This is a genomic window from Streptomyces sindenensis (assembly GCF_014649035.1).
GTDB classification, from domain to species: domain Bacteria; phylum Actinomycetota; class Actinomycetes; order Streptomycetales; family Streptomycetaceae; genus Streptomyces; species Streptomyces sindenensis.
The window spans coordinates 288,970-309,988 of sequence record NZ_BMSG01000001.1; the positions used below are offsets into that span (position 1 = coordinate 288,970).

The 21,019-nt window shown below is 70.8% G+C and carries 17 protein-coding genes and 1 pseudogene; 6 read left to right on the top strand and 12 right to left on the bottom strand.

The genetic code is table 11. The features are described 5' to 3' along the window. Window positions 1-143: 143 nt before the first annotated feature. From IE145_RS01250 to IE145_RS01260, 3 genes are all read right to left on the bottom strand, one after another. A complete protein-coding gene (locus tag IE145_RS01250; protein WP_189517983.1) occupies window positions 144-860 on the bottom strand; it encodes an aggregation-promoting factor C-terminal-like domain-containing protein in 717 nt (238 codons plus the stop codon). Window positions 861-1,249: 389 nt separating this feature from the next. Continuing rightward, entirely contained in the window at window positions 1,250-2,572 is a 1,323-nt protein-coding gene (phoH2, locus tag IE145_RS01255) for an RNA 5'-3' helicase PhoH2 (protein ID WP_189517985.1), read from the bottom strand. Between the two features lie 327 nt (window positions 2,573-2,899). After that, window positions 2,900-3,661 carry an isoprenyl transferase gene (locus IE145_RS01260; RefSeq protein ID WP_189518582.1) on the bottom strand — a complete coding sequence of 254 codons (762 nt, stop codon included), beginning with the start codon at window positions 3,659-3,661 and terminating at the stop codon, window positions 2,900-2,902. A gap of 258 nt (window positions 3,662-3,919) precedes the next feature. Here IE145_RS01260 and mgrA point away from each other — a divergent pair, with 258 nt between their 5' ends. Together mgrA and IE145_RS33895 are read left to right on the top strand one after the other, a co-directional pair. Further along, window positions 3,920-4,969 (top strand): L-glyceraldehyde 3-phosphate reductase, encoded by a 1,050-nt coding sequence (gene mgrA, locus IE145_RS01265; protein ID WP_189517987.1) that lies wholly within the window; start codon window positions 3,920-3,922, stop codon window positions 4,967-4,969. Between the two features lie 196 nt (window positions 4,970-5,165). Continuing rightward, a pseudogene (locus IE145_RS33895) lies at window positions 5,166-5,492 on the top strand (DNA glycosylase AlkZ-like family protein); the annotation flags it as partial. A gap of 275 nt (window positions 5,493-5,767) precedes the next feature. Here the strand turns inward: IE145_RS33895 and IE145_RS01275 are convergent. The 3 genes from IE145_RS01275 to IE145_RS01285 form a co-directional block, all read right to left on the bottom strand. After that, window positions 5,768-6,214, bottom strand: coding sequence for a hypothetical protein (locus IE145_RS01275; RefSeq protein WP_189517989.1), 447 nt, complete (start codon window positions 6,212-6,214; stop codon window positions 5,768-5,770). A 136-nt stretch (window positions 6,215-6,350) separates the two neighbouring features. After that, window positions 6,351-7,217: a class I SAM-dependent methyltransferase gene (locus IE145_RS01280; RefSeq protein ID WP_189517991.1), complete on the bottom strand. Its 867-nt coding sequence runs from the start codon at window positions 7,215-7,217 to the stop codon at window positions 6,351-6,353. A gap of 78 nt (window positions 7,218-7,295) precedes the next feature. Beyond that, complete coding sequence (locus IE145_RS01285; protein ID WP_189517993.1) at window positions 7,296-8,177, bottom strand: prepilin peptidase; 882 nt, start codon at window positions 8,175-8,177, stop codon at window positions 7,296-7,298. 124 nt (window positions 8,178-8,301) lie between these two features. On the opposite strand from IE145_RS01285, the gene IE145_RS01290 reads away from it, so the two are divergent. Beyond that, window positions 8,302-8,760: a DUF192 domain-containing protein gene (locus IE145_RS01290; RefSeq protein ID WP_189517995.1), complete on the top strand. Its 459-nt coding sequence runs from the start codon at window positions 8,302-8,304 to the stop codon at window positions 8,758-8,760. An 8-nt stretch (window positions 8,761-8,768) separates the two neighbouring features. On the opposite strand, the gene IE145_RS01295 is transcribed toward IE145_RS01290, so the two are convergent. Both IE145_RS01295 and IE145_RS01300 read right to left on the bottom strand, forming a co-directional pair. Then, window positions 8,769-9,974, bottom strand: coding sequence for a putative hexosyltransferase (locus tag IE145_RS01295; RefSeq protein WP_189517997.1), 1,206 nt, complete (start codon window positions 9,972-9,974; stop codon window positions 8,769-8,771). A gap of 245 nt (window positions 9,975-10,219) precedes the next feature. After that, complete coding sequence (locus IE145_RS01300; protein WP_189518000.1) at window positions 10,220-10,819, bottom strand: hypothetical protein; 600 nt, start codon at window positions 10,817-10,819, stop codon at window positions 10,220-10,222. A 273-nt stretch (window positions 10,820-11,092) separates the two neighbouring features. Between IE145_RS01300 and IE145_RS01305 the strand changes: the two genes are divergently transcribed. From IE145_RS01305 to IE145_RS01315, 3 genes are all read left to right on the top strand, one after another. Next, window positions 11,093-13,132, top strand: a complete 2,040-nt coding sequence (locus IE145_RS01305; RefSeq protein WP_189518002.1) for a hypothetical protein — start codon at window positions 11,093-11,095, stop codon at window positions 13,130-13,132. Window positions 13,133-13,151: 19 nt separating this feature from the next. Then, entirely contained in the window at window positions 13,152-13,766 is a 615-nt protein-coding gene (locus tag IE145_RS01310) for a hypothetical protein (protein WP_189518004.1), read from the top strand. Window positions 13,767-13,842: 76 nt separating this feature from the next. Further along, a complete protein-coding gene (locus IE145_RS01315; protein ID WP_189518006.1) occupies window positions 13,843-14,556 on the top strand; it encodes a haloacid dehalogenase type II in 714 nt (237 codons plus the stop codon). Between the two features lie 147 nt (window positions 14,557-14,703). Here the strand turns inward: IE145_RS01315 and IE145_RS01320 are convergent, their stop codons facing one another. The 4 genes from IE145_RS01320 to IE145_RS33240 all read right to left on the bottom strand — a co-directional run bounded on the left by IE145_RS01320 (window position 14,704) and on the right by IE145_RS33240 (window position 20,962). Then, window positions 14,704-16,350: a hypothetical protein gene (locus tag IE145_RS01320; protein ID WP_189518583.1), complete on the bottom strand. Its 1,647-nt coding sequence runs from the start codon at window positions 16,348-16,350 to the stop codon at window positions 14,704-14,706. Window positions 16,351-16,689: 339 nt separating this feature from the next. Then, a complete protein-coding gene (locus IE145_RS01325; protein WP_229825180.1) occupies window positions 16,690-17,451 on the bottom strand; it encodes an immunity 49 family protein in 762 nt (253 codons plus the stop codon). A 261-nt stretch (window positions 17,452-17,712) separates the two neighbouring features. After that, window positions 17,713-18,492, bottom strand: a complete 780-nt coding sequence (locus IE145_RS01330; protein ID WP_189518008.1) for a hypothetical protein — start codon at window positions 18,490-18,492, stop codon at window positions 17,713-17,715. Further along, window positions 18,485-20,962 (bottom strand): hypothetical protein, encoded by a 2,478-nt coding sequence (locus IE145_RS33240; RefSeq protein ID WP_229825182.1) that lies wholly within the window; start codon window positions 20,960-20,962, stop codon window positions 18,485-18,487. Before IE145_RS33240 ends, IE145_RS01330 begins: the two co-directional genes overlap by 8 nt. Window positions 20,963-21,019: the final 57 nt, after the last annotated feature.

Below are 21,019 nucleotides of genomic sequence, written 5' to 3' on the forward strand. Positions count from 1 at the left end.
CCGCCCAGCGCCCTCACGGCTCGCCGGGATGCGACCGTACACGCGCGAGGCCCCCCACCGTCTGGACGGTGGGGGGCCTCGCGAGGTTGAGAGGGCGAACGGTGAACTTCTTCCGCCCGCTCCCTCTGGTGCCGGTGGCCGGCCTAATACCAGTTGTTGGCCTGCCAGAAGGACCAGGCGCCGCACGGGGAGCCGTAGCGGCCGTCCATGTAGCTGAGGCCCCACTTGATCTGGGTGGCCGGGTTGGTCTGCCAGTCGGCGCCGGCGGAGGCCATCTTGTGGCCCGGGAGTGCCTGCATCAGACCGTACGCCCCGGAGGACGGGTTGGTCGCGCGGTAGTTCCAGGTCGACTCGTGGTTCACGATGTTGCTGAAGCACTGGAACTGGTCGGCGGGGACCATCTGACGGGCCATCGCCTGGACCTGGGCCACGGTGTACGAGCCCTGGGCGGCGAACGAGGAGGCGTCGCGGACGGAAGAACGGCTGGCGCGCTCGGCCTCTTCCTTCTTCTTCTCCTCCGCCAGGCGCTCGGCCTCGATCCGGTCCTCGGCCGCCTGCTTCTTGGACTTGGCGTCCTTGGCGGCCTGGATGCGGGCGGATTCCTCGGCCGACTTCTTCGCGGCGGCGTCGGCGGCGGACGCCTGGGCGTCGGCCTGCTGCGTCAGCGAAGCGGTCTGGACCTGGGCCTGCTGGCCCGCGGGGATGTCTGCGAGCAGCGTGGTGTCGGCTGCGGCCGCCTCGAAGTTGTTGTTGTCGTCGGCGGCAGGTGTGCCGCCCGCGGCAACGCCCACGACGGCGCCTACGGTGGTGACCGCGGTGGCGGATGCCACGGCGAACCCCCGGACCGAGATCCGGCTCACATGGTGTCCTTCCAGCATCGCCCGCTTAGGTGACCTCGCGGGCGCGTTCGTGCCCCTGGCACTGGCCTCCCTACTGCATGGGTCACGGGAGGCACGGGCCCGGTGGGCAACCCCGGTGAGAGGGCTGCCGCGTGGTGCTCGCGGGCGGCATACGGGCGTCTCGTGTGGAGTTGTGTGGTGCGTGGCGCCTCTGGAGGTGCCCAAGTGCCGTATGCGGGGCCTGACGGAAGCAAGACTCTGCCGGACGGAGACGCGTGGAGGCAATTCTGTGTTGCGTGGGAAAGGTCACACCCCGTTTGGCCGATCGGTTTCGCGGAAATGACGGCGCAGCACGATGCCGCCCGGCTAAGCTCCTTGGCTCGCCGGGCGGCATCAATGGGACATGCGGGTCAGATGTGCCCCTCCTCCAGCATTTCGGTCACCAGCGCGGCGATCTGCGAACGCTCCGACCGCGTGAGCGTGACGTGCGCGAACAGCGGATGACCCTTCAGCTTCTCGACGACGGCGACGACTCCGTCGTAGCGGCCGACCCGGAGGTTGTCCCGCTGGGCCACGTCGTGGGTGAGCACGACACGCGAATTCGCCCCGATTCGGGACAATACGGTCAGCAGGACGTTCCGTTCGAGCGACTGCGCCTCGTCGACGATCACGAACGCGTCGTGCAGCGAGCGGCCGCGGATGTGGGTGAGCGGCAGGACCTCCAGCATCCCGCGCCCGAGCACCTCCTCGATGACCTCGCGCCCGGCGACCGCCGAGAGCGTGTCGAAGACCGCCTGCGCCCAGGGGCTCATCTTCTCGGCCTCGCTGCCGGGGAGATAGCCGAGCTCCTGCCCGCCCACCGCGTACAGCGGGCGGAAGACCATCACCTTCTTGTGCTGCTGCCGCTCCAGCACCGCCTCCAGGCCCGCGCAGAGGGCCAGCGCCGACTTGCCGGTGCCCGCGCGTCCGCCGAGCGACACGATGCCGACGTCGCTGTCGAGGAGGAGATCGAGCGCGATCCGCTGCTCGGCGCTGCGCCCGTGGATGCCGAACGCCTCCCGGTCGCCCCGCACGAGGCGGACGTTGCCCTCGGCCGTCACCCGGCCGAGCGCCTTGCCGCGCTCGGACTGGAGCACCAGGCCGGTGTGGACGGGCAGCTCGGCAGCCTCGGGGACGTACAGCGTCTCCTCGCCGAACAGCAGGTCGATCTGTTCCCCGGCGAGGGACAGTTCGCTCATACCGGTCCAGCCGGAGTCCGTGATGGCGAGCTCGGCGCGGTACTCCTCGGCGAGGAGGCCGACGGAGGACGCCTTGATACGGAGCGGCAGGTCCTTGGAGACGACCGTGACGTCGTACCCCTCGGCCTGGAGGTTGCGTGCGACCGCGAGGATCCGTGAGTCGTTGTCCCCCAACCGGTAGCCGGCGGGCAGTATGCCGGGATCGGAGTGGTTGAGTTCGACACGGAGCGACCCGCCCAGGTCCCCGAGCGGGATCGGGGCGTCCAGCCGGCCGTACCGGACCCGGAAGTCGTCCAGCAGGCGCAGGGCCTGGCGGGCGAAGTAGCCGAGCTCGGGATGGTGCCGTTTGGCCTCCAGCTCCGTGACCACCACGATCGGCAGCACGACTTCGTGCTCGTCGAAGCGGGCCATGGCGCCGGGGTCGGCCAGCAGGACGCTGGTGTCGAGAACGTATGTGCGCCGGTCGGGCATGCGGCGCTTGCTGCTGTTCACCACGGAAGGACGTACCCCCTCGGACGAGGTCGGGGAGTGCGACGGACGGTCGCGGAGCTTCCCGAAGGGAGAGGACGGACCGGGATCGGGCCCTCGTGCGCGGGCCGGACCACGGCCACCGCGTCGGCCGCACGCTGCGTACGGTCCTTCGTGTGCAAAGGGCCTCCCGGGCGAGCGGACTGGGTGCCGCTCACTTGGTGACGACATCCGCCTGGTTGATGACCGGATGTCGACCTGTCAGGGGTATTCCCTCATCGAACCGAAGCCATGCCGCTGCATATGACACGGTGTGGAGAAGTCCCGGTGGACGCGCGGTGACGCCCTTGCGGCTCAGGCCCCGTAGCGCCGGTGGCGGGCGGCGTAGTCGCGCAGGGCGCGCAGGAAGTCGACCTTGCGGAAGGCCGGCCAGAAGACCTCGCAGAAGTAGTACTCCGAGTGGGCGCTCTGCCAGAGCATGAAGCCCGACAGACGCTGCTCGCCGCTCGTCCGGATCACCAGGTCGGGATCGGGCTGGCCGCGGGTGTAGAGGTGCTCGGAGATCAGGTCGGTGGAGACGACCTCGGCCAGGTCCTCGAAGCTGGTGCCCTTCTCGGCGTGCTCCAGGAGCAGCGAGCGCACCGCGTCCGCGATCTCCTGCCGGCCGCCGTAGCCCACGGCGACATTGACGATTATCCCCTCGATGCCGGACGTCGCCTCCTCGGCCTCCTTGAGGACCGTCTGCGTCTCCGGCGGGAGCAGGTCGAGCGTGCCGACGTGGTGGACGCGCCAGCGCCCGTCCGCGGCGAGGTTGCGCACGGTGTTCTCGATGATGCGGAGCAGCGGCGTCAGCTCGTGCTCGGGCCGGTCGAAGTTGTCCGTGGAGAGCATCCAGAGGGTGACGACCTCGACATCGGTCTCGTCGCACCAGCCGAGCAGCTCGGAGATCTTGTCCGCACCGGCCTGGTGGCCCTGTACGGCGGAGCCGCCGGACGCCTTGGCCCACCGCCGGTTGCCGTCGAGGATGACCCCGATGTGCTTCGGCACCTGGTCGTGGTCCAGGCGGCCTTCCACCCGGCGCGCGTAGAGCCTGTACACCAGGTCGCGGAAGTTCACTGTGTTCACCCTCTCGGTTCCGTACGGGCCGGGGCCCGCCCTCCCCGTCGCCGGGGGTACGGGGGCATCCCCCGCAGGGGATCGCCGCACGACCTGCGCCGCCGGCACCATCCCTCGGCGGTCCGCGCCCTTGTCAGCACGGGCCGCGCGGGCCTTCGCCGCGCCGCACATCGGCATTCCCCGAAGGCGCCACATTACTGCGACCGGGTCACAAGGGCCCAACCCGGTCTGTCACAACTCCGTGATAAGCAGAGAAACGTGACTGAATACCTCTCCCCCGACCTGTATTACCGTGCCGCCCCCGCGCGCTACGACTCCATGGAGTACCGCCGGACCGGGCGCAGCGGCCTCAAGCTGCCCGCCCTCTCGCTGGGCCTGTGGCACAACTTCGGCGACGACCGGACGCTGGACTCCCAGCGGGCGATCCTGCGCCGCGCCTTCGACCTCGGGGTGACCCACTTCGACCTGGCCAACAACTACGGCCCGCCGCCCGGCTCGGCCGAGCTGAACTTCGGCAAGCTCTTCGCCCAGGATTTCGCCCCATACCGAGACGAACTGGTCATTTCGACCAAGGCCGGTTATCTGATGCACCCCGGCCCGTACGGCGAGTGGGGCTCCCGGAAGTATCTGCTGTCCTCGCTCGACGCGTCCCTGAAGCGGATGGGCGTGGAGTACGTCGACATCTTCTACTCGCACCGCTTCGACCCGCACACCCCGCTGGAGGAGACGATGGGGGCCCTCGCCTCCGCCGTCCAGCAGGGCAAGGCGCTGTACGTGGGCGTCTCCTCGTACAACGCGGAGCAGACCGCCGAGGCGGCCGGGCTGCTGAAGGAGATGGGCGTCCCGGCCCTGATCCACCAGCCGTCCTACTCCATGATCAACCGCTGGATCGAGGACGACGGGCTGCTCGACACCCTGGAGGCGGCCGGAATGGGCTGCATCTCCTTCGTGCCGCTCGCCCAGGGCCTGCTCACGAACAAGTACCTGAAGGGCATCCCGGAGGGTTCGCGCGCCACCCAGGGCAAGTCCCTCGACCCGGGCCTGCTCTCCGACGAGGTGGTCCGCCGGCTCAACGGCCTCAACGACATCGCCCGGGGCCGCGGCCAGTCGCTCGCCCAGCTCGCCATCGCCTGGGTGCTGCGCGACAGCCGGATGACCTCGGCTCTGATCGGCGCGTCGAGCGTGAAGCAGCTGGAGGAGAACGTGGCGGCGCTCGCGGGCCCGGCGCTCACCGCCGAGGAGCGGGACGAGATCGACACCTTCGCCGTGGACACGGCGGGCACGAACATCTGGGCCGGTCGCGGCTGACGCCGGCTCAACGGGGCTCCGTCCCACAGGGGCTTCGGGTCCGCGCCGCGGGCCCGGGCGCCGGCCCCCAAAAAACGGGCCGGTCCGTGGGGGGGGGATACGGACCGGCCCGAGGGGGGGTTTCCACCCTAACCCTTCGTAAGTGCCGACGCGCGCCACGCCACTCCACAATTACTCTCCGAATATGCCGGAATCCGTGACGAGCCAGGTCCGCCCCGTCTCCAGGCCCCCTCCGCAGCCCGCTCGCGGTCGTTATCGACCTCCGTATCGAGGGGTCGGTGGGCGACACCGCCTTGACGCCGCCGGGGCGGGGAGGAGGACAGAGGCCGGCCTCTCGGCGGCCGAGCTGCCCGTGGGACTGCGCGGGGACGGGCTGACCCGCACGGACGTCCGTGCGGCACCGTGGACCGACCGGACCCTGGTCAAGACGTTCGGCCCGCGCGGCACGGTCCATCTGCCGCGCGCGGCGGACCTGCCCCTGTGGACCGGGACCCTGTCCGCCGTACCGACGGGCCCGGACCCCGGTCGAGCGGTATGTGTACGCGTACGGGCCGACGGCGGCGTGGGAGCGGGCGCTCGGGGGCGGGCAGGCGGGGAACTTCCCGGTGCTGCTGGTGGGCGGTGTGGGGGCGGGCGTCTGGCACCGGCGCCGTCCGGGCCGCCGGATCGCGGTGACGGTGGGGCCGCACGCGTGGGGCGGGTGGCGGTGGGGCCGCACGCGTAAGGCCGGTGACGGCGGGGCCGCACGCGTAGAGCCGGTGGCGGCGGGGCCGCACGCGCAGGGCCGGTGACGCGCCTTCAGGGGCGCGGGGCGAAGCGGATCGCGATCGTGTCTCCGGCGACGACCACGAAGTCCCCTTCCTCGCACCGGATGACGGCCTGGAGCACCTCGCCGCCGTCGTCCCTGACCTCCTGGGTTCCGACGGCCGTCCACGCTCCCCCGTACGGCACCGGCGGCAGGAGCGGGGGCGGCGCGTGGTGCCACTGGCTCGCCGGGACACACCAGTCGGGTAACCGCGGCCAGCTGCCCGGGGTGACCCGCAGCGTCCGGTCGGATGTGCAGGTCAGCAGGATGGACTGGTCCTCCGCGAGGACGAACTCGACGGCCTCCGGTCCGCCCGCCCGGCCCTCGGGCCGGTAGTAGACGCCGAGGACGGCGGTGATCCTGGCCCCCGTGAGCCAGTCGGCGTTGCCGGGCCGTGCGCGCCCGGCGGGCCCCGTGCAGTGTTCCCGCTCCACGGTCATGCCCGCTCCCCTTCCTTCACTGTGCGTGCCCCCGGAGGGTAGGACGGTGGCACGCACCATCCCGTTGCCTCCGGGGCACAGCTGAACTGGCTTACGGAGTAAGCGGGTTGACCGACCGTACGGGGCCCGTCCACCGTCACCGGGGTTTGCGGGCTTCGATCAGGAAGCGGGCGGTACGGGCGAGGAACGGCCCCTCCTTCTCGATCTTCCGGTGCAGCGCGGCCAGTTGCGGCCGGTACCGCTCGACGGTGAAGCCGGGCACCATCCAGATCACCTTGCGCAGGAAGTAGACCACGGCGCCGATGTCGTGGAACTCGGTGCGCAGGGTCTCCGAGCGCAGGTCGACCACCTCCAGACCGGCCGCCGTCGCGGCGGCCCGCGCGTCCTCCGGGTGCCGGGCACGACGGACCTCGGGCGGCTGCGGGCCGAGGAAGTGCTCCACGAGTTCGAAGACGCTGGCGGGTCCGACCTGTTGGGAGAAGTACGTACCGCCGGGGGCGAGCACGCGCGCGATCTCCTCCCACCACGTGGTGACCGGATGGCGGCTGACCACGAGGTCGAAGGCGGCGTCCCCGAAGGGCAGCGGCGGCTCGTCCTCGTCGGCGACGACGACCGCTCCGAGCGGGTGCAGCAGGGCGGTGGCGCGGGCGATGTTGGGCGGCCAGGCCTCCGTGGCCACGGTGACCGGCGGCAGCTTCGGCGCGGAGGCCAGCACCTCGCCGCCCCCGGTCTGGAGGTCGAGCGCGGCGTGGGCCCGGGCGAGCCGGCCGGCCATCGCGCGGGCGTACCCCCAGGAGGGGCGTTCCTCGGTGGCGCGGCCGTCGAGCCAGGAGAAGTCCCATCCGTCCACGGAGACGGCGTCGGCCTCGGCCACGAGGGCCTCGAACCGGTCGCGGGAGGCTGCGGAGTCGAAGTCGTGGCCGGGGCCGGGGCCGGGGCCGGAGGCGGAGGCAGGAGCGGGGGTGGGGGTGGGGGTGGGGGTGGGGGTGGATGGGTCGGACATGGGGGAATCGTGTCAGGCCGTCCCGGAGCACGCGAACGGATTCCACCCGGGCCGCCCGGCGGGGGGGCGCGCCCCGGCTCACCCGGCCAGCGACCCCAGCAGCACTCCGATCAACGCCCCGGCGATCATGAACGGCCCGAACGGGATGCCGGTCCTGCGCCCCGCCCGGCGCAGGAGCACGAGGGCGAGTCCGTACGCCGCCCCGAACAGGAACCCGGCGAACCCGCCCAGGAACAGCACGGTCCAGCCGTGCCAGCCGAGGGCCACGCCCAGAGCGATGGCGAGCTTCACATCGCCGAAGCCCATGCCGTTCGGGTTGATCAGGAAGAGCAGGAGGTAGAAGCCGCCGAGGGCCAGGCCGCCCAGCAGTCCGGAGGTCCAGGATCCGGCGTGCCCCGGGAGCAGCGCGGCCCCGCCGAGCAGCAGGACGGCCGCGGCCGCGAGCGGCAGGGTCAGCGGATCGGGCAGCCGGTGGACCCGTCGGTCGACGACGGCGAGGAGTACGGCGACGGGGGCCAGCACCAGCCACGCGACGAGCTCGGGCCTGGCCCCGGTGGCGGCGGCGAGGGCGACACAGGCGAGGGCGGTGACGAGGGGGGCGAGGGTGGTGGGGGCGTAGGCGGGGGATGTCGGGGTGGCGGTGGCCTGTGGCTCCGGGGTGGGCGGGGCTGCCGACTCCGGAGTGGGCGGGGCCTGCGGTTCCGGGGCGGGCATTCTCGGGAGCGGGTTGACCGGGGTGGCCGGGTTAGCCGGGGTGGCCGGGACAGCTTGGGCGGCGCAGGGAGCGCATCGGGCCGGGCCGAGCCAGCCGCGGGCCGGGCCGGTGAGCAGGTGGCCGGCGGGGCACGCCGTGCGCCACGGCTCCTCGGGCTCGACGGCGAACCGGTAGGCGGCACGCGGGATCAGCAGTCCGGTGGCGGCACCCCAGACCGCGGCGAGGGCGAGCAGCACGGCGTCCACGGGGCGACCCTAACGGGGTCCGGGAGCAGGGGTCTTGGGTCCGGGGGCCCAAGACGCCCGGCCAGGACCCAAGCCGCGCCGTTCGGGATTCGGGCGCGTCCGCCGGAGGCTACGGTCGGGGCCCATGAGGACATGGCGCGATGGCGACGGGACGCTGACGGTCGACACGGATTCCGGGACCGGGGCCGGGGCGGGAGCGGGACCCGGGCCGGAAGCGGGACCGGGACCGGGAGCGGAACCGGGGCCGGGGGCCCGGGAGGTACCGCTGCGGATCGCCGCCTCGTACCGGGCCCGTACCAAGGGGCTGCTCGGGCGGGACGGGATCGAGGGGGCGATGATGCTCACCCCCTGCGGGAGCGTGCACACCTTCCGGATGCGGTTCCCCATCGACGTGGCGTACCTGGACCGGACGTTCACGGTCCTCGCGGTCACCACGATGAAGCCCGGCCGGCTCGGGCTGCCCCGGCTGCGGGCCCGGCACGTGGTGGAGGCGGAGGCCGGGGCGATGGCGCGGTGGGGGGTGCGGCCGGGCGTACGGCTGGAGCTGAAGGCGGCGCCCGCCACCGCGCCGGAAGCCCTCTAGAGACGGGCCTACGGCGGGCCCGCGCCCAGCAGGGTCCAGGCTCCGTAGGCCGCCGACGCGCAGGCGAGAACGGTGAGCACGGCGGCCGTGCGGCCCGCGGTGCGCAGCCGCAGCAGGGCGACGGCGGGCGGGAGCAGCAGCGGGAAGGCGGGCATCATCAGCCGCGGCCGGGAGCCGAAGTATCCGGCGCCGATCAGCGAGATGACGACGATCGCGATGGCGTACACGAGCACGGGGAGCGGTTGCCGCTGCCGTACGCACAGGACCACCAGCCACCCCAGCAGCCCGAGCGCCGCGCACAGACCGAGGGCGGCGGGCCACGGCAGCCCGGCGATGAAGGCGGCGAGCGCGCGGCCGCCGTCGATGTTGTTGCCCCACTGCGCCTGGACGTCGAAGTAGGCGACCGGGCTGCCCTCGCGTACGGCCACGAACACCACGTACGCCAGCCAGCCCAGCGGTGCGAGCGCCACGCCCGCGATCATCCGGGCGTTGCGGCGGAGCACCGGGCCGGCGCGGCGCTCGTCGCGGTACTCCCGTACGAGGGTGACGGCGGCGGTGACCGCCAGGGCGGCGATGAGGGCGGCCGCCGAGGGCCGGGTGAGCCCCGCGAGGACGCACAGCGCGCCCGCGACGATCCAGCGGCCTTTGAGGACGGCGTACAGGGCCCAGGCGGCGAGCGCGGTGAACAGGGTTTCGGTGTACGCCATCGACTGGACGAACGCGGTCGGGCAGACGCCCCACAGTGCGGCCAGCACCACGCCCGTACGCCGTCCGCGCAGGTGGGCGCCGACGGCGAAGATGCCCCAGGCGGCGAGCAGCCCGGCGGTCCAGGCGACCAGGAGTCCGGCGCCGCCGAGGGTGAGCGGAGTCACGGCGAAGACGGCACGTTCCAGGGCCGGGAGCAGCGGGAAGAACGCCAGATCGGAGTGGACGGAGCCGTCCGGCAAGGTGACGGTGTAGCGGTAGCCGTGCTCGGCGATGCGCTGGTACCAGACGGAGTCCCAGCGTCCGCTGAGCGGCCCCAGGGGGTCCTTCCCGGCGGCGGAGGCGGCCACCCAGAAGACCAGGAGCCCCAGGGCCCGTGCGGCGGCGTAGACCGCGAGCGCGGGCGCGGCGGCCCGGAACGCGGCGGCGGCCCGGGACCCGCCGGGAAGGGGGCGGGGGGCCGGGGCTGGGCCGGCGGGCGTCCGGGTGCGGAGCTGATGATCGGACATACGGCCGATTATGACGTCGGCGGCGGGCGCGCCGTGCCACGGCCGGCGGGCGGGCGGGCCGGGGTCCGGGCACGCCGAGGGCCGCGAGAGGCCCGGGGCGGGCCGACGACCGGAAGAAGCCCGAGGCGGGCCGACGACCAGGAGAAGCCCGAGCTGGGCCGACGGCCGGAAGAAGTGCGAGGCGGGCCGACGGCCAGGAGAGGCGTGGGCGGCCCCCGCCCCCGTACCGGTCGGGGCCGCCCGGGTCAGACCCCGCCCAGCACCTCGTTCCCGAATACCTTCCACGGCGACATCTCCACCGCGTCCATCACCGCCAGCTGCGGGTGCCGGGCCGCCGTCTCGTCGCGTACGGCGACGGTGTCCGGCCAGGCGTCGAGGTGGGCGGCGCCCTCGATGACGACGCCGTCCCAGTCGGTGGTGGCCGTCGCACCGGCCCGGTCGACGACGAAGCCGATGCACAGCACGGAGGCCCGTCCGACGGTCCGCCGGATGGCGCCCACCGCGTGCTCCCGCTCCGGATCGGGCAGCTCCCCCACGGAGAACTCGACGGCGACGACACCGGCCGGGGCCCGCCGGATGCGCACCAGGAGGTCGAAGCCCCCGTCGGTCCACAACCGGAATCCGACCTCGTGCAGCCGCTCAAGTCCGGCGAGGGACAGCAACTGCTCGCGGGTGACGGGCGAACGGGCTCCGAGGGAGGCGGCGTCGAGGTTGACGAGCACCGTGCGGCCGGTCACGGGGTGCACCGGCCGGAGCCCCTCGGCCTCCAGGTCGCCCAACAGGGTGCGGGCGTCCAGCCGGGTCCAGCCCAGGTGGTACGAGTAGAAGAATCCGGCACCCGCCATCGACGCCCACCCCCATCGCTCTCGCTGCTTCGCGCGGCGTCGTGGTCGGCGACCCCCGGCACCACCGAGCGTACTGAGCGGCGGCCGGGGCGGCGTGGGCCCACGGGCCCACGGCCGGCCCCAAGCGGAACGGCCACCGCGCCTCGGCGCAACACGTCTGACGTGCGCCGCACTTGGGCCCGGCTTTGGGACCGGGGGCCCGGGCTATGGCGGCTTTTCGGCCGTACGCTCTCGGCCGTCGGCAACACGCGCGGGTCGAGGAGAGGGTGCACCGTGAGCGGTGACGGGGGCGCAGGCCGGGGCCGGGCCCGGGGAGACCGGAGCGCGGGGCACATACCGCTGGGACGCCACGGCATCGCCGGCTCCGGCGTCCCGTACCCGCCCCCACAGGGCAGCCGGTTCTTCGCGCTGACCCGGAGCTGGGTGATCGGCGGTCTGGTCTACATCGCCCTCGGGTTCGCCATGAGCCGGGTCCTGCTCGATCTGCTGGCCACCGAGGAGCGGCTGGAGACGTTCGGCTGGCGGCTGGCCCTGCTCCACCTGCCCGCCCTCGCCGTGACGCTGCTGACGGTGCTGGCGGGCACCCGCGTCCTCCCCGAGGAGCACCGCGAGTCCTCCCGCACGGTGTATCTGCTCGCGGCCCTGCCCGTCCCCCTGGCCGGGCTGCTGTACGGCTTCGTCGTCGCCGGGGACGTCGTCGGTATCGAGGGCGTCCTCATGCCCGCCGTGTCACTGGCGGCGGGCGCGGCGTCCGGGGTGGCCGTCGACCGGCTGCTGGAGGAGCGCGCCACCCGTACGCCGGAGCCGCCCCGCTACTCGTACAACTGGCGGGACGGCGGCGCGACGGCGATGGAGTACCTGGGTCTCGTCGTCCTCGTCACGATGCTGATCGGCGCGATGGCGATGGCCGGGGTCGGCGGCAAGATCGGGGAGCGGCTGCGCTGTGCGATCAGCTCGATGGCCGGTGGCGGCGGTTCCTGTTCGTCCGGCGGCCAGGACCCCGAGGCGAAGCCGAAGACGGACGCGGACTACGAGCCCAAGATGTGCCAGGTCTCCAGCATCTCGGACACGGCGGGCGGCAAGGTCAAGATCGGCTGGTTCGAGTGGGGCGAGGAGTACGGCTTCCAGCAGAAGGTCTCCCGGGCGAGCACCGATGTGAACGGCGACGGGAAGGTCGACGGCGACGACAAGGTCGTCTCGATGACGTTCACCGACGCCGCGTCCGCCGGGGCCACCGCCAGCACGCCGGGCGTCAAGCTCGGCAGCCTGGGCAAGGCGGATGTCGACATCGGCGGGGGCATCAAGATCACCAACGGTGACACCTGGATCTTCGCGAGCGAGGAGGAGGCTCAGCAGATGCGGGACGACATCGAGGAGATGAAGATGTGGGAGACCTCCACCAAGCACAGCGGCGGCTACGGCGGCGGCTGGTACTCCGCGATGAAGTGGGCGGAGAAGAAGGAGGACATCGAGAAGAAGATCGGCGACAAGAAGATCTCCTACTCGACCGTCGGCCTCAACGCCTACGCGGACGGCGGCCTCTCCGTCAAGGGCGGCGACGAGGGCGAGCTGGGCGCGAAGCTCGGCGGCAAGGCGACGTTCTCGCCCGAGGTGACCATCACCAAGGACGACGTGAACGGCAACGAGTCGTACACGTACACCGCGAAGCTCGAACTGGAGGGCAAGGCCGGCGGAGACGTGGGCCCGGTCAAGGGCACGGTGGGCGGCAAGCAGAACCGTACCGGCGCCATCACCGTGACCCGCGACCAGAAGACCGGGGAGATCGTCCGCATCGACATGACGCAGACCGTGGAGAGCGGCTCGACGTCCGGCAAGGTCGAGGTCGGCGGCGACAACGGCGAGAGCGGCCAGGACAAGCGGGGCGGCAAGGGCAGCGCGTCGGACTCGTCGGGCGAGACCGGCATCGACGTGGTGACGAACTCGATCGTGTTCGGCAAGGACACGGACGCGGCGACCGAGTCCAAGCGGGCCGTCGCCGAGCAGTGGCTGGACGGCTCCGGCAACAACACGGCCCCGTTCGAATACCTCTTCGGCGACCACGGCATGGAGAACCGCCCGGAGGGCAACGATCCCTTCCAGCAGCTGATGTTCGAGGACGGGCTGTCCAGCACCATGCGGTACACGGGCGAGAGCGACGCTCAGTCGTTCGGCTTCGAGATCTCGCTCGGGATGAGCCTCGGGTTCTCCCTCTCCACGGAGGAGAAGAGGGAGACACTGACGGACGCACAGTTCCTCGGTGCACCGCGGGGCGATGCGCGCACGTATCTTCCGTACAGCTACTGCGCGAACTGAACGGGCGGTGACAGACACGATGAGTACCAGGACATGGGGCGCGCGAGGGCCCCGGCGGCGGCGGACGGCCACCGCGGCGGCGATCGCGACAGCGGCGGTTCTGCTGACCGGATGCGGCGGCGACGCGGACAAGGCCGCCGTGCCCGAGGGCTGGGGCACGTTGAAGACCGGCAGCCTGAGCGTCGGCTACCCGAAGAGCGAGGGGTACGCGGAGCAGCCCGCGGCCGAGCGGGCGAAGGCCAACGCGGCCGTCGCGCTCAAGGAGGAGGACGGCATCCGGACCGGCATGGTCTCGGTCCAGCTGGACTTCGCCACGGGCGTGCGCGACGCGGCCGGAGCGGCGGCAGCGGCGGGCGCGGGCATCGGCCTCGGCTCCACCCGCAAGGCGACGGACGACGTACGCCTGGCGGGCCCGGAGGACGCCCCCGAGGCACGCGAAGCCCGCCGGATCGACTACGACTTCACGTCCGACGGCCAGGAGGACACCCCGAACAGGGGGACGCCGATGACCGGGGTCCTGGTCGCGGGGGTGGACTCGAAGGGCGTTCCGTTCGTGGTGCGCCTGAACGCGGTGAAGGACGCGGTGGACGCGGAGGAGCTGGACGCGTTCGTGGGGTCGATCACGGTGAAGTAGGGGAGGGAAAGGAGCGCTTGGGACGTTGGTCCCGGTGCCGGCCGCCTTCCCCGCCGTCTCTGGAGGAGACCTCGCCATGGCAGAACTCGCGATCGACGCCGTCGTGTTCGATGTGCTGGGCACACTCGTCGACGAACCCGCCGGGCTGCGGGCGGGCATCAGTGCGCTGGCCCCCTTCTCGGCCCCCGACGCCCCCGACGCCCCCGACGCCCCCGGCACCGAACGGCTTCTGCTGCTGTGGCAGCGGCACATCGAGCGCGAGCAACGCCGCATCGTCGAGGGCGATCGGCCCTATCTCCCGAGCGACGCACTGGACCGGGAGGCCGCGGAAGTCGTCGCGCGCGCGGCCGGAGCGGAGGATCCGGACGCCGTGGAGTCGTTGGCCCGGGCGGCCCGTCACCTCCCGCCGTGGCCCGACACCGTGGCAGGGCTCGCCCGCCTCGCCGAGCACTTCCCGCTGATCGGCCTGTCCAACGCGAGCCGTACGGCGCTGCTGGAGCTGAACGCCCACGCCGGGCTGCGCTGGCACCAGGCCCTGTCCGCGGAGGACGCCCGTACCTACAAGCCGGATCCGGCGGTCTACCGGTTGGCCGTCACCGTCGCCGGACCGCCACCGGAGCGCCTGCTGATGGTCGCCGCCCACGCCTGGGACCTGCGCGGCGCGCAGGCGCTGGGCCTGCGCACGGCCTACGTGGCCCGTCCGGTCGGCGACCCGCCCGCGTCCTCGGACCGCTTCGACCTGTACGCGAAGGACCTGGCGGATCTGGCGGAGCAGCTCGGGGTGTTCTGAGACCGCTGTCCGGAGGATCGACGGTCCGGGCCCTGAGGCACGCCACCCGGGGGCGCGGGGGCGCGGGGACCCAGGGGCGCGGGGACCCGGGGACGCGGGGGCCCGGGGACGCCGGGACGCCGGGACGCGGGGACGCGTTCCGCTTCCTCAGGTCAGCGGGCACCCGAGCGGGAGGACCCGTTCGGTGAGCCTGCCGGTGAGGTGGGTGTCGGTGACGTCGGCCTCCGCCAGCCAGTCCGCCGCGGTCAGCCGGTCCACGAGCTGCGGCAGGTCACGGGAGTCGACGGTGCACCAGGAGGACAGGACGTCCAGGCCGATGCCCTCCCCTCCCGGCCCCAGTCGCCCTTCACCGTCGGAGCCGGTGGCCAGGGCCAGGGCGAGGAGCCGTACGCCGGCCTCGGTCTTGCCCTTGCGCAGCTTCTTCTCCCCGACGACCCGCTGGGCCCATCCGCTGAGCTTGGGGCGCAGCTTCCTGCCGAACGTGAACGGCCCCGGGTCGTCCTCGTCGGGCGTCAGGGACGGCACGGTGATCTGGGTGGGGTTCTCCGGGCGGGAGGCGATCAGCTCCTCGACGGTCCCGGAGATGCCGAGCCAGCCGGACTCCACCAACTGCCCCACCAGCTCCTCGGGATCCGACAGGGGCAGCCCCTTGATGTCCTGCCCGACCAGGTTGCCGACCCCGGACTGTGCGGTGCGCAGCGTCACCATCACCACCAGCAGGCGGGCCTCGGCTCCGGGCAGGGGGGCGTTCTCGGCCACGTGGGCGAGGACGGATCGGGCGTGGTTCCACTGCGCGGGGGCGGTCAGCAGCCGCGCCACGGCGGGCCCTTCACCGTCCGGGGCCTGGCCGATGCGGTGCAGATGCTGGAGGCGGGCGGTGGCGGCGGCCTGTTCGGCCCGCCGGGCGTCGAGCCGCAGTCCGGTGTCGGCGGTGGCCTCGGCCCAGGCGTGGAAGGCCTCCGCCTTGCGGGCGTGGAGGTCGGCGAGCATCGCGAGGTCGGGTTCGGTGCGGGCCTGGTAGGCGCGGAAGAGCTCGCCGAGCTCGGTGAGTTCGTCCCGCAGCGCGACGGGCCGCAGGTCGTGCGGGACGAGACGCTGGGCGATCCTGCCGCGCGGGGGGCGCCTCCGCGGCGGCCTCGCGGACCGGGGGGCGGAGCGGGGGTCGGACCCGTGGCCGGACCTGGGCGCCGACGCCTGCTGGGGGACGGCGGTGCCGGCGGCGGTGGCGGTGGCGCTGTGGGAGAAGTGCGGGCCGGCTGCCGAAAAGGTCGGCGTGGTGGCTGCGGTGCCGCCGGGGGTCGCGGTGCCGCCGGGGGTCGTGGGGACTGCGGCATCGGCCCGGAACCCGTCGCTCCGTGCCGGTGCCTCGGCGGCCGGAGCCGTGGCGACGACCTTCGCGGTGGAGTGGGCGGCGGCGCAGCGCGAGCAGCACTCCATGACCTGCCACCAGCGCCCTTCCCGGTCCGTGATGACGGCCAGGACGACCGCTCCCCCGCACCGCCAGGGCACGGGTCGCTCACGCGGTCCGGCGGGGCGGATGTGCGTGTGGCACTCCTCGGCCCGACAGGCGCACTGCGCCGAGGGGCGGGGGGCCGGGCCGGCGCGCAGGTGGGCCTTGAGGTGGCCGATCGCCGCCGTACGACCGGCGGCGGCGGACGGCAGCACCTGCGCGGCGCAGGCCGGGCGGCTGCACGAGACACGCACGTCCGCACGACCGCGGCCGACCGGATCCAGCCGCACCGTCCACCTGCGTCCCGTCACGCGTTCGTTCGTCGCGTGGGCCTCCACACCCATCACACCTTCCTCGACGACTGTTCGTATGTGCACCGCGGCACCCACCGGCCTGTGCATGGTGTCAGCGGCGCGCGGCGTGTCACAGTCTGCTACGCCGGGCAGTCCGGATTCGGGCCCACAACACAAACGACGGTCCGCCGTTCGGGTGACGGGCTCGGCGAGCATGTGGCCGGATTCGTGCCCTGGCGGTGTGGCCTCGGCAGACGCGCCCGCAGTCTCGACCCGAAGGCCCGGCCGTCTGCGACCAGGCGCGCAAGAGGTGGGTGAGGTCAGGTCCTGCCCGAAATCTGACCTCGCGCATGTCCGCTACAGCCTTTGGCCTCCCGAGCGATATTGGTCTCAGGTCGGGAACTCACCTGCCCAGTCTCGTTCCAGGAGAGCGATGGGCAGGTAGTCGGACTCTACGTCGATGGGGAAGCCCATGTCGTAGGCGAGGCATGCCAGAGCAAGGGGCGGGAGGGCAACCAAGCCGGTGGCCTGGAGAGCGTTGCCCTCCGTGCTCCAGTACTCCTTGTGCCACTGGATAGCATCGGTCAATGCCCTATTGAATCCGCCGTGATCGTCACGGACCAGGCGGTGGAACATTTCCATTGGTGGGTAGAGAAGTTTCGCGGCCGCCTGGGGGTCGCTGATCCGGCCGCTCCGGGGATCCGCGCCATCGATTGCTGCCACCAACTTGACCCCCAGGTCCGGTTCGCCGAGCCAGTACGCCTGGAGAGTCTCCACCCAGTCATAGAGAAACTCGTCGTGAGATGCCTCCGACTCCCTGAGCAGGGATACCGGCACTTGGCACAAGTCGGTCAGCCTATCTTTCTCCCTGCAGACCACCGAGAGGTAGAAGGCCGTCAGCCAAGTCCCCGCATGTGTATAGCTCTGCGGACCCGCCGTTCGGAGTATCCGATCCTTCTCGACGATTCGGCAGTGCACCACTTCTTCTGCCGTTCTGGTCGCGGCGAACGTCGCAGAGCCAACCTGCATGGCATTGACCCACGCCTTCCAGGTAGGCAGGAGGGATGCCTCCGCGCCCAGAAGGCAGTGTGACTTCGCGAGCGTGAGCGTTAGCTGGAATGCTTCACCCAGACGGGTGGAGTCGGCTTCCAACCTTCGATCAGCCCTTCAGCACTGTTCTGAAGTACGGCAAGTCCTTCCGCTGCATTCCCCGTTGGCAAGGAGTGGCGGGAAACAGTGACTGTCAACGCTCTACCCCTCAGAAGATCTTGAACTAATTAAATTGAGCCCCAGCATCCCGCCAGGTCTTCGGCCAGGCCCGGAAGTGGCCGTTAGCGACACCGTCGGCCATGTCGACTGTCCAGCCTTATGCGTCGGCGAGGTGCTGTTGCGCACAAGGAACGCGCTGTCGGCTCAGCCCCCGTGCTTCGCGGTGGGTCCTGACATCATGGCTTCGATGATCCGAGCAGCCTCACTGGGAGTTATCTGAGCGTAGCCGACACCTTCCGCTCCCTTTTCCTGAGTATGGATGCCCCCTGCCGTGTCCCAATTGAGCCGATCGCTGAACACCTCGTACCGTTCCTCTCCTCCCGGTAGCAGCCGGCGCCTCAGGACTGGTCCGTGGCCAGTATCGCTCGCGAAGAATGTGATCCGCCCTTCCGCGTCCAAGGCATCGAGTACGGACGCACGGACCGTCACAATTGGAGTGTCCCCGAGGTAGTCCTGCATCGTCCCGGGGCGGAACGAAACACCTGTCAGGTCGAGAGCGCCGGAGTTGTCCCTCATGAAGTCGCCGCCGCGCTCATACATGACAAGTAGTGGTTCATAAAGTTCGGGGAGGTTGGGTTCTCCCGTTGCGGGGTCCTGCGCGCGGAGTTCCGCCAGGCGCACGGCTCCAGCACAGGTTGTCATGACGAGCCCGACCATCCGGGTACGGAGAAACTCGTTCAGGTCTCGGGAAAGGCTTTGCGGTAGTTTAAGTTCCGGTGCGGCGTAATTCGTGATATCGAAGAATGGCCAGGCTTCTTCGGCGGAATAGAATTCAGCCCACAAGGCGGCTCGCCTCATGTATTCTCGCATCAGCAGTTGGCGTGAGATGACGTGAAAGTAAGCGTCGTCCCAGTCGGCATCCCACTCGATTCTACGGAGGCGATTCAGGACCCTGAATCCATCCTGGTCGGGCATGTCATCCATCGTTCAGCTCGATTCCTTTTGATCGCAGCTCATCTTTGAGGATTGCGACGACCTCTTCAATGTTATTCAGTTGGGGCCCTACTTCGACGTGCGAGACGTCCATTCCGAGTGAACGCCAGTGCTTGAACCCTCCCTTTCCTTCATTGAGGGAAAGATCATGCGCACCGGCGTCCCTGGCACTGCTGGGCCAGACGTGATTGTACTCAAGTTTCCCGCCGGGGTTGGTGAAGGTCTCCCATAGGTGGGGGCGGTCGTGCAGGTACGGGATTCCCGCCTCGATAAGATGACTTTCTATGTACTCGTGAGCGATGTAGCGCTCGAACTTAATCACTTCTTCAGGGGATAGGTCGCGTTTACTTGCCGCATCCCAGATCTCGGCAATATCGCTACGCGGCGTGAAATAAGCCTTCCGGATGCTACCGGGGGCGTCGGTCACTATCTGCTCAGTAAGGAAAAAGTGAGTCCGCACTCGGTCCAGAATATCCGCCCGCACGCCTGTATTCTGGGAGATGGCACTGATACTCAGAGATGAAGGGTCAGCGCGTACTCGATCGTAGAACCGTGCTGCATCAATGTCGTCAAAGGCAGGTTCCTCCACATACCTGGCGCCGTCCGGTCTCAATTCCGACCCACCCTCCAGGTAAGGCTGACCAGAATCCTCTCCGCGGCCGAGAGTGCTGTCGGCACCAGAACTGGGAGGGCCTTCAGCAGCGCCTTGCCCACTTCCTGTGGTCGGGGCGTCGGTGCCGTCACTATGTAGCGGGGAGCTGTCGGGCGTGCGGGGGGTGCCGCCGCTGATATCGGACACTTGGTCATTGGATGGAACCTCCCGCCCGGCGAATCTGTCAGCGTGACCTGCTGGCTTGGCACCGAGAGTTTCGTTCTTGGCGGGGACCTGGTCGGAAGCGTTGCTTCCAGCTCTGTCGGCATCGTCGAGACTGTTGCTGACGTGAAGAGACTTGTTGGCGGAGTCGGCCCCGACACGGCCCGCGCCTACCAGGACAGGCTCGGTGGGGAAGGGGTCGACGTCTGGTGTCTCTGTATCGACGCCCTTGGGTGACTGGTCGGCGAGTTGGGCGATGCTGCCGTCCTCGTTGTAGAGGTGGCCTTCGCGGCTCACGTAGGGCGCGCCCTGGTCGAACGGGTTCCTGACCGTGCCTTCCGGCAGGGCCACGGTTCCCTCGGGGAGTTTGACGGTGCCGTCGGGCAGGCGGATCGCACCGTCCGGTATCGCCGTGCCCGCCGGGAGGTGCACGGTGCCATCGGGGAGCCGGATGCCACCCTCGGGCAGGGTGTAGATGTTGTCCGGCAGCGGCGGGATCTCGACAGCGCCGCTGCCCTTGAGGCCGTCCATGACATTGCTGATCTTGGTGAGGCCCGCGCCGGCGCCCTTGAAGAGGTACGTCGTCGGGTCGACGGCGCGGCTCGCCTTGTTCGCGAAGGAGAGGGCCTTCCCCGCGAGCGCCGCCTTGCCGGCGCCGGAGACGCCGCCCCCGGTGCCGCCGGTGAAAACCGTCGTGAGGGCGTTGAACGTGACCGCGCCCCCGGCGCGCGCCGGGTTCTCGCTCCACTGGTCGTAGGCGATCAGTGCCTTGCCGGTCTCCTTCATCGCCCGGCTCGAGTCCCGCAGCCAGGAAGGCAACTCCTCCTCAGGCGTGGTGAGGAGATACGTCCCCCCGGCACCTGCGGTCACCAGGGTGATGGACACGCCGATGGAGAGGTCTGCCAGACCGCCCCAAGCCTGCTTCATGCTGTCCCAGCCCTCGGTCCCGACCAGGGTGCCCAGGCCCTTGACCGTGCCCCAGACACCGTCGACGACGAAGCCCTTGCCGAAGTCCCAGACGTGCTCGTAGAACTGGTACCAGCGGGTCGACTCCTTGACCGGATCACCCCAGGGCAGCCCCTTGGCCTGCTTCAGGGCCTCGGCGTCGTACCCGTACATGTGCTTGCCGTTGGAACCGTCATTCGTCTTGAGCGGCTTACCCGCGGGAACCAGCGAGATAATCTTGTTGTAGCAGGTGCGCTCCACCGCCTGGAACGCCGCCCAGGCCTCGATGATCTCGTCGTGGCGGCGTCTGTTCTCCTCGATCAGGTCGCCGTCCTCGCGCCACTCGTCGTCAGCGTTCGCCTTGTCCCGGAAGGCCGAAGCCTCCTCCTTGAGCCGCTCCAGCTTCGCCACCAGCGGCTGCGCATCGTCCGCGTAAGCGCTCAGAGCGCCGGTGATGGTGGCCAGGTCCGACTTCAGCGCAGCCCCGCGATCCGCGACCGGCTTCGTCGTCGCGAACAGCTGATCCGCCTCCGGAGCCTTGTAGAAGGCCTGCAGACCGCCGAAGCTGCTGTGAATGTCCCCCGCGGCCGTGGCGATCTCCGCCCCGTCCTTGGCCAACGCGGTCACCTGCCGGTCCAGCACCGCGAGATTGCCCGTGAACACCGGTATGCCGTACGGATCGACCGGCTGCTCGCCGCTCACTTGGCACCCCGCAGTTCCTTCAACAGGTCCTGCGAATCCGACAACAGCCGCGCCAGG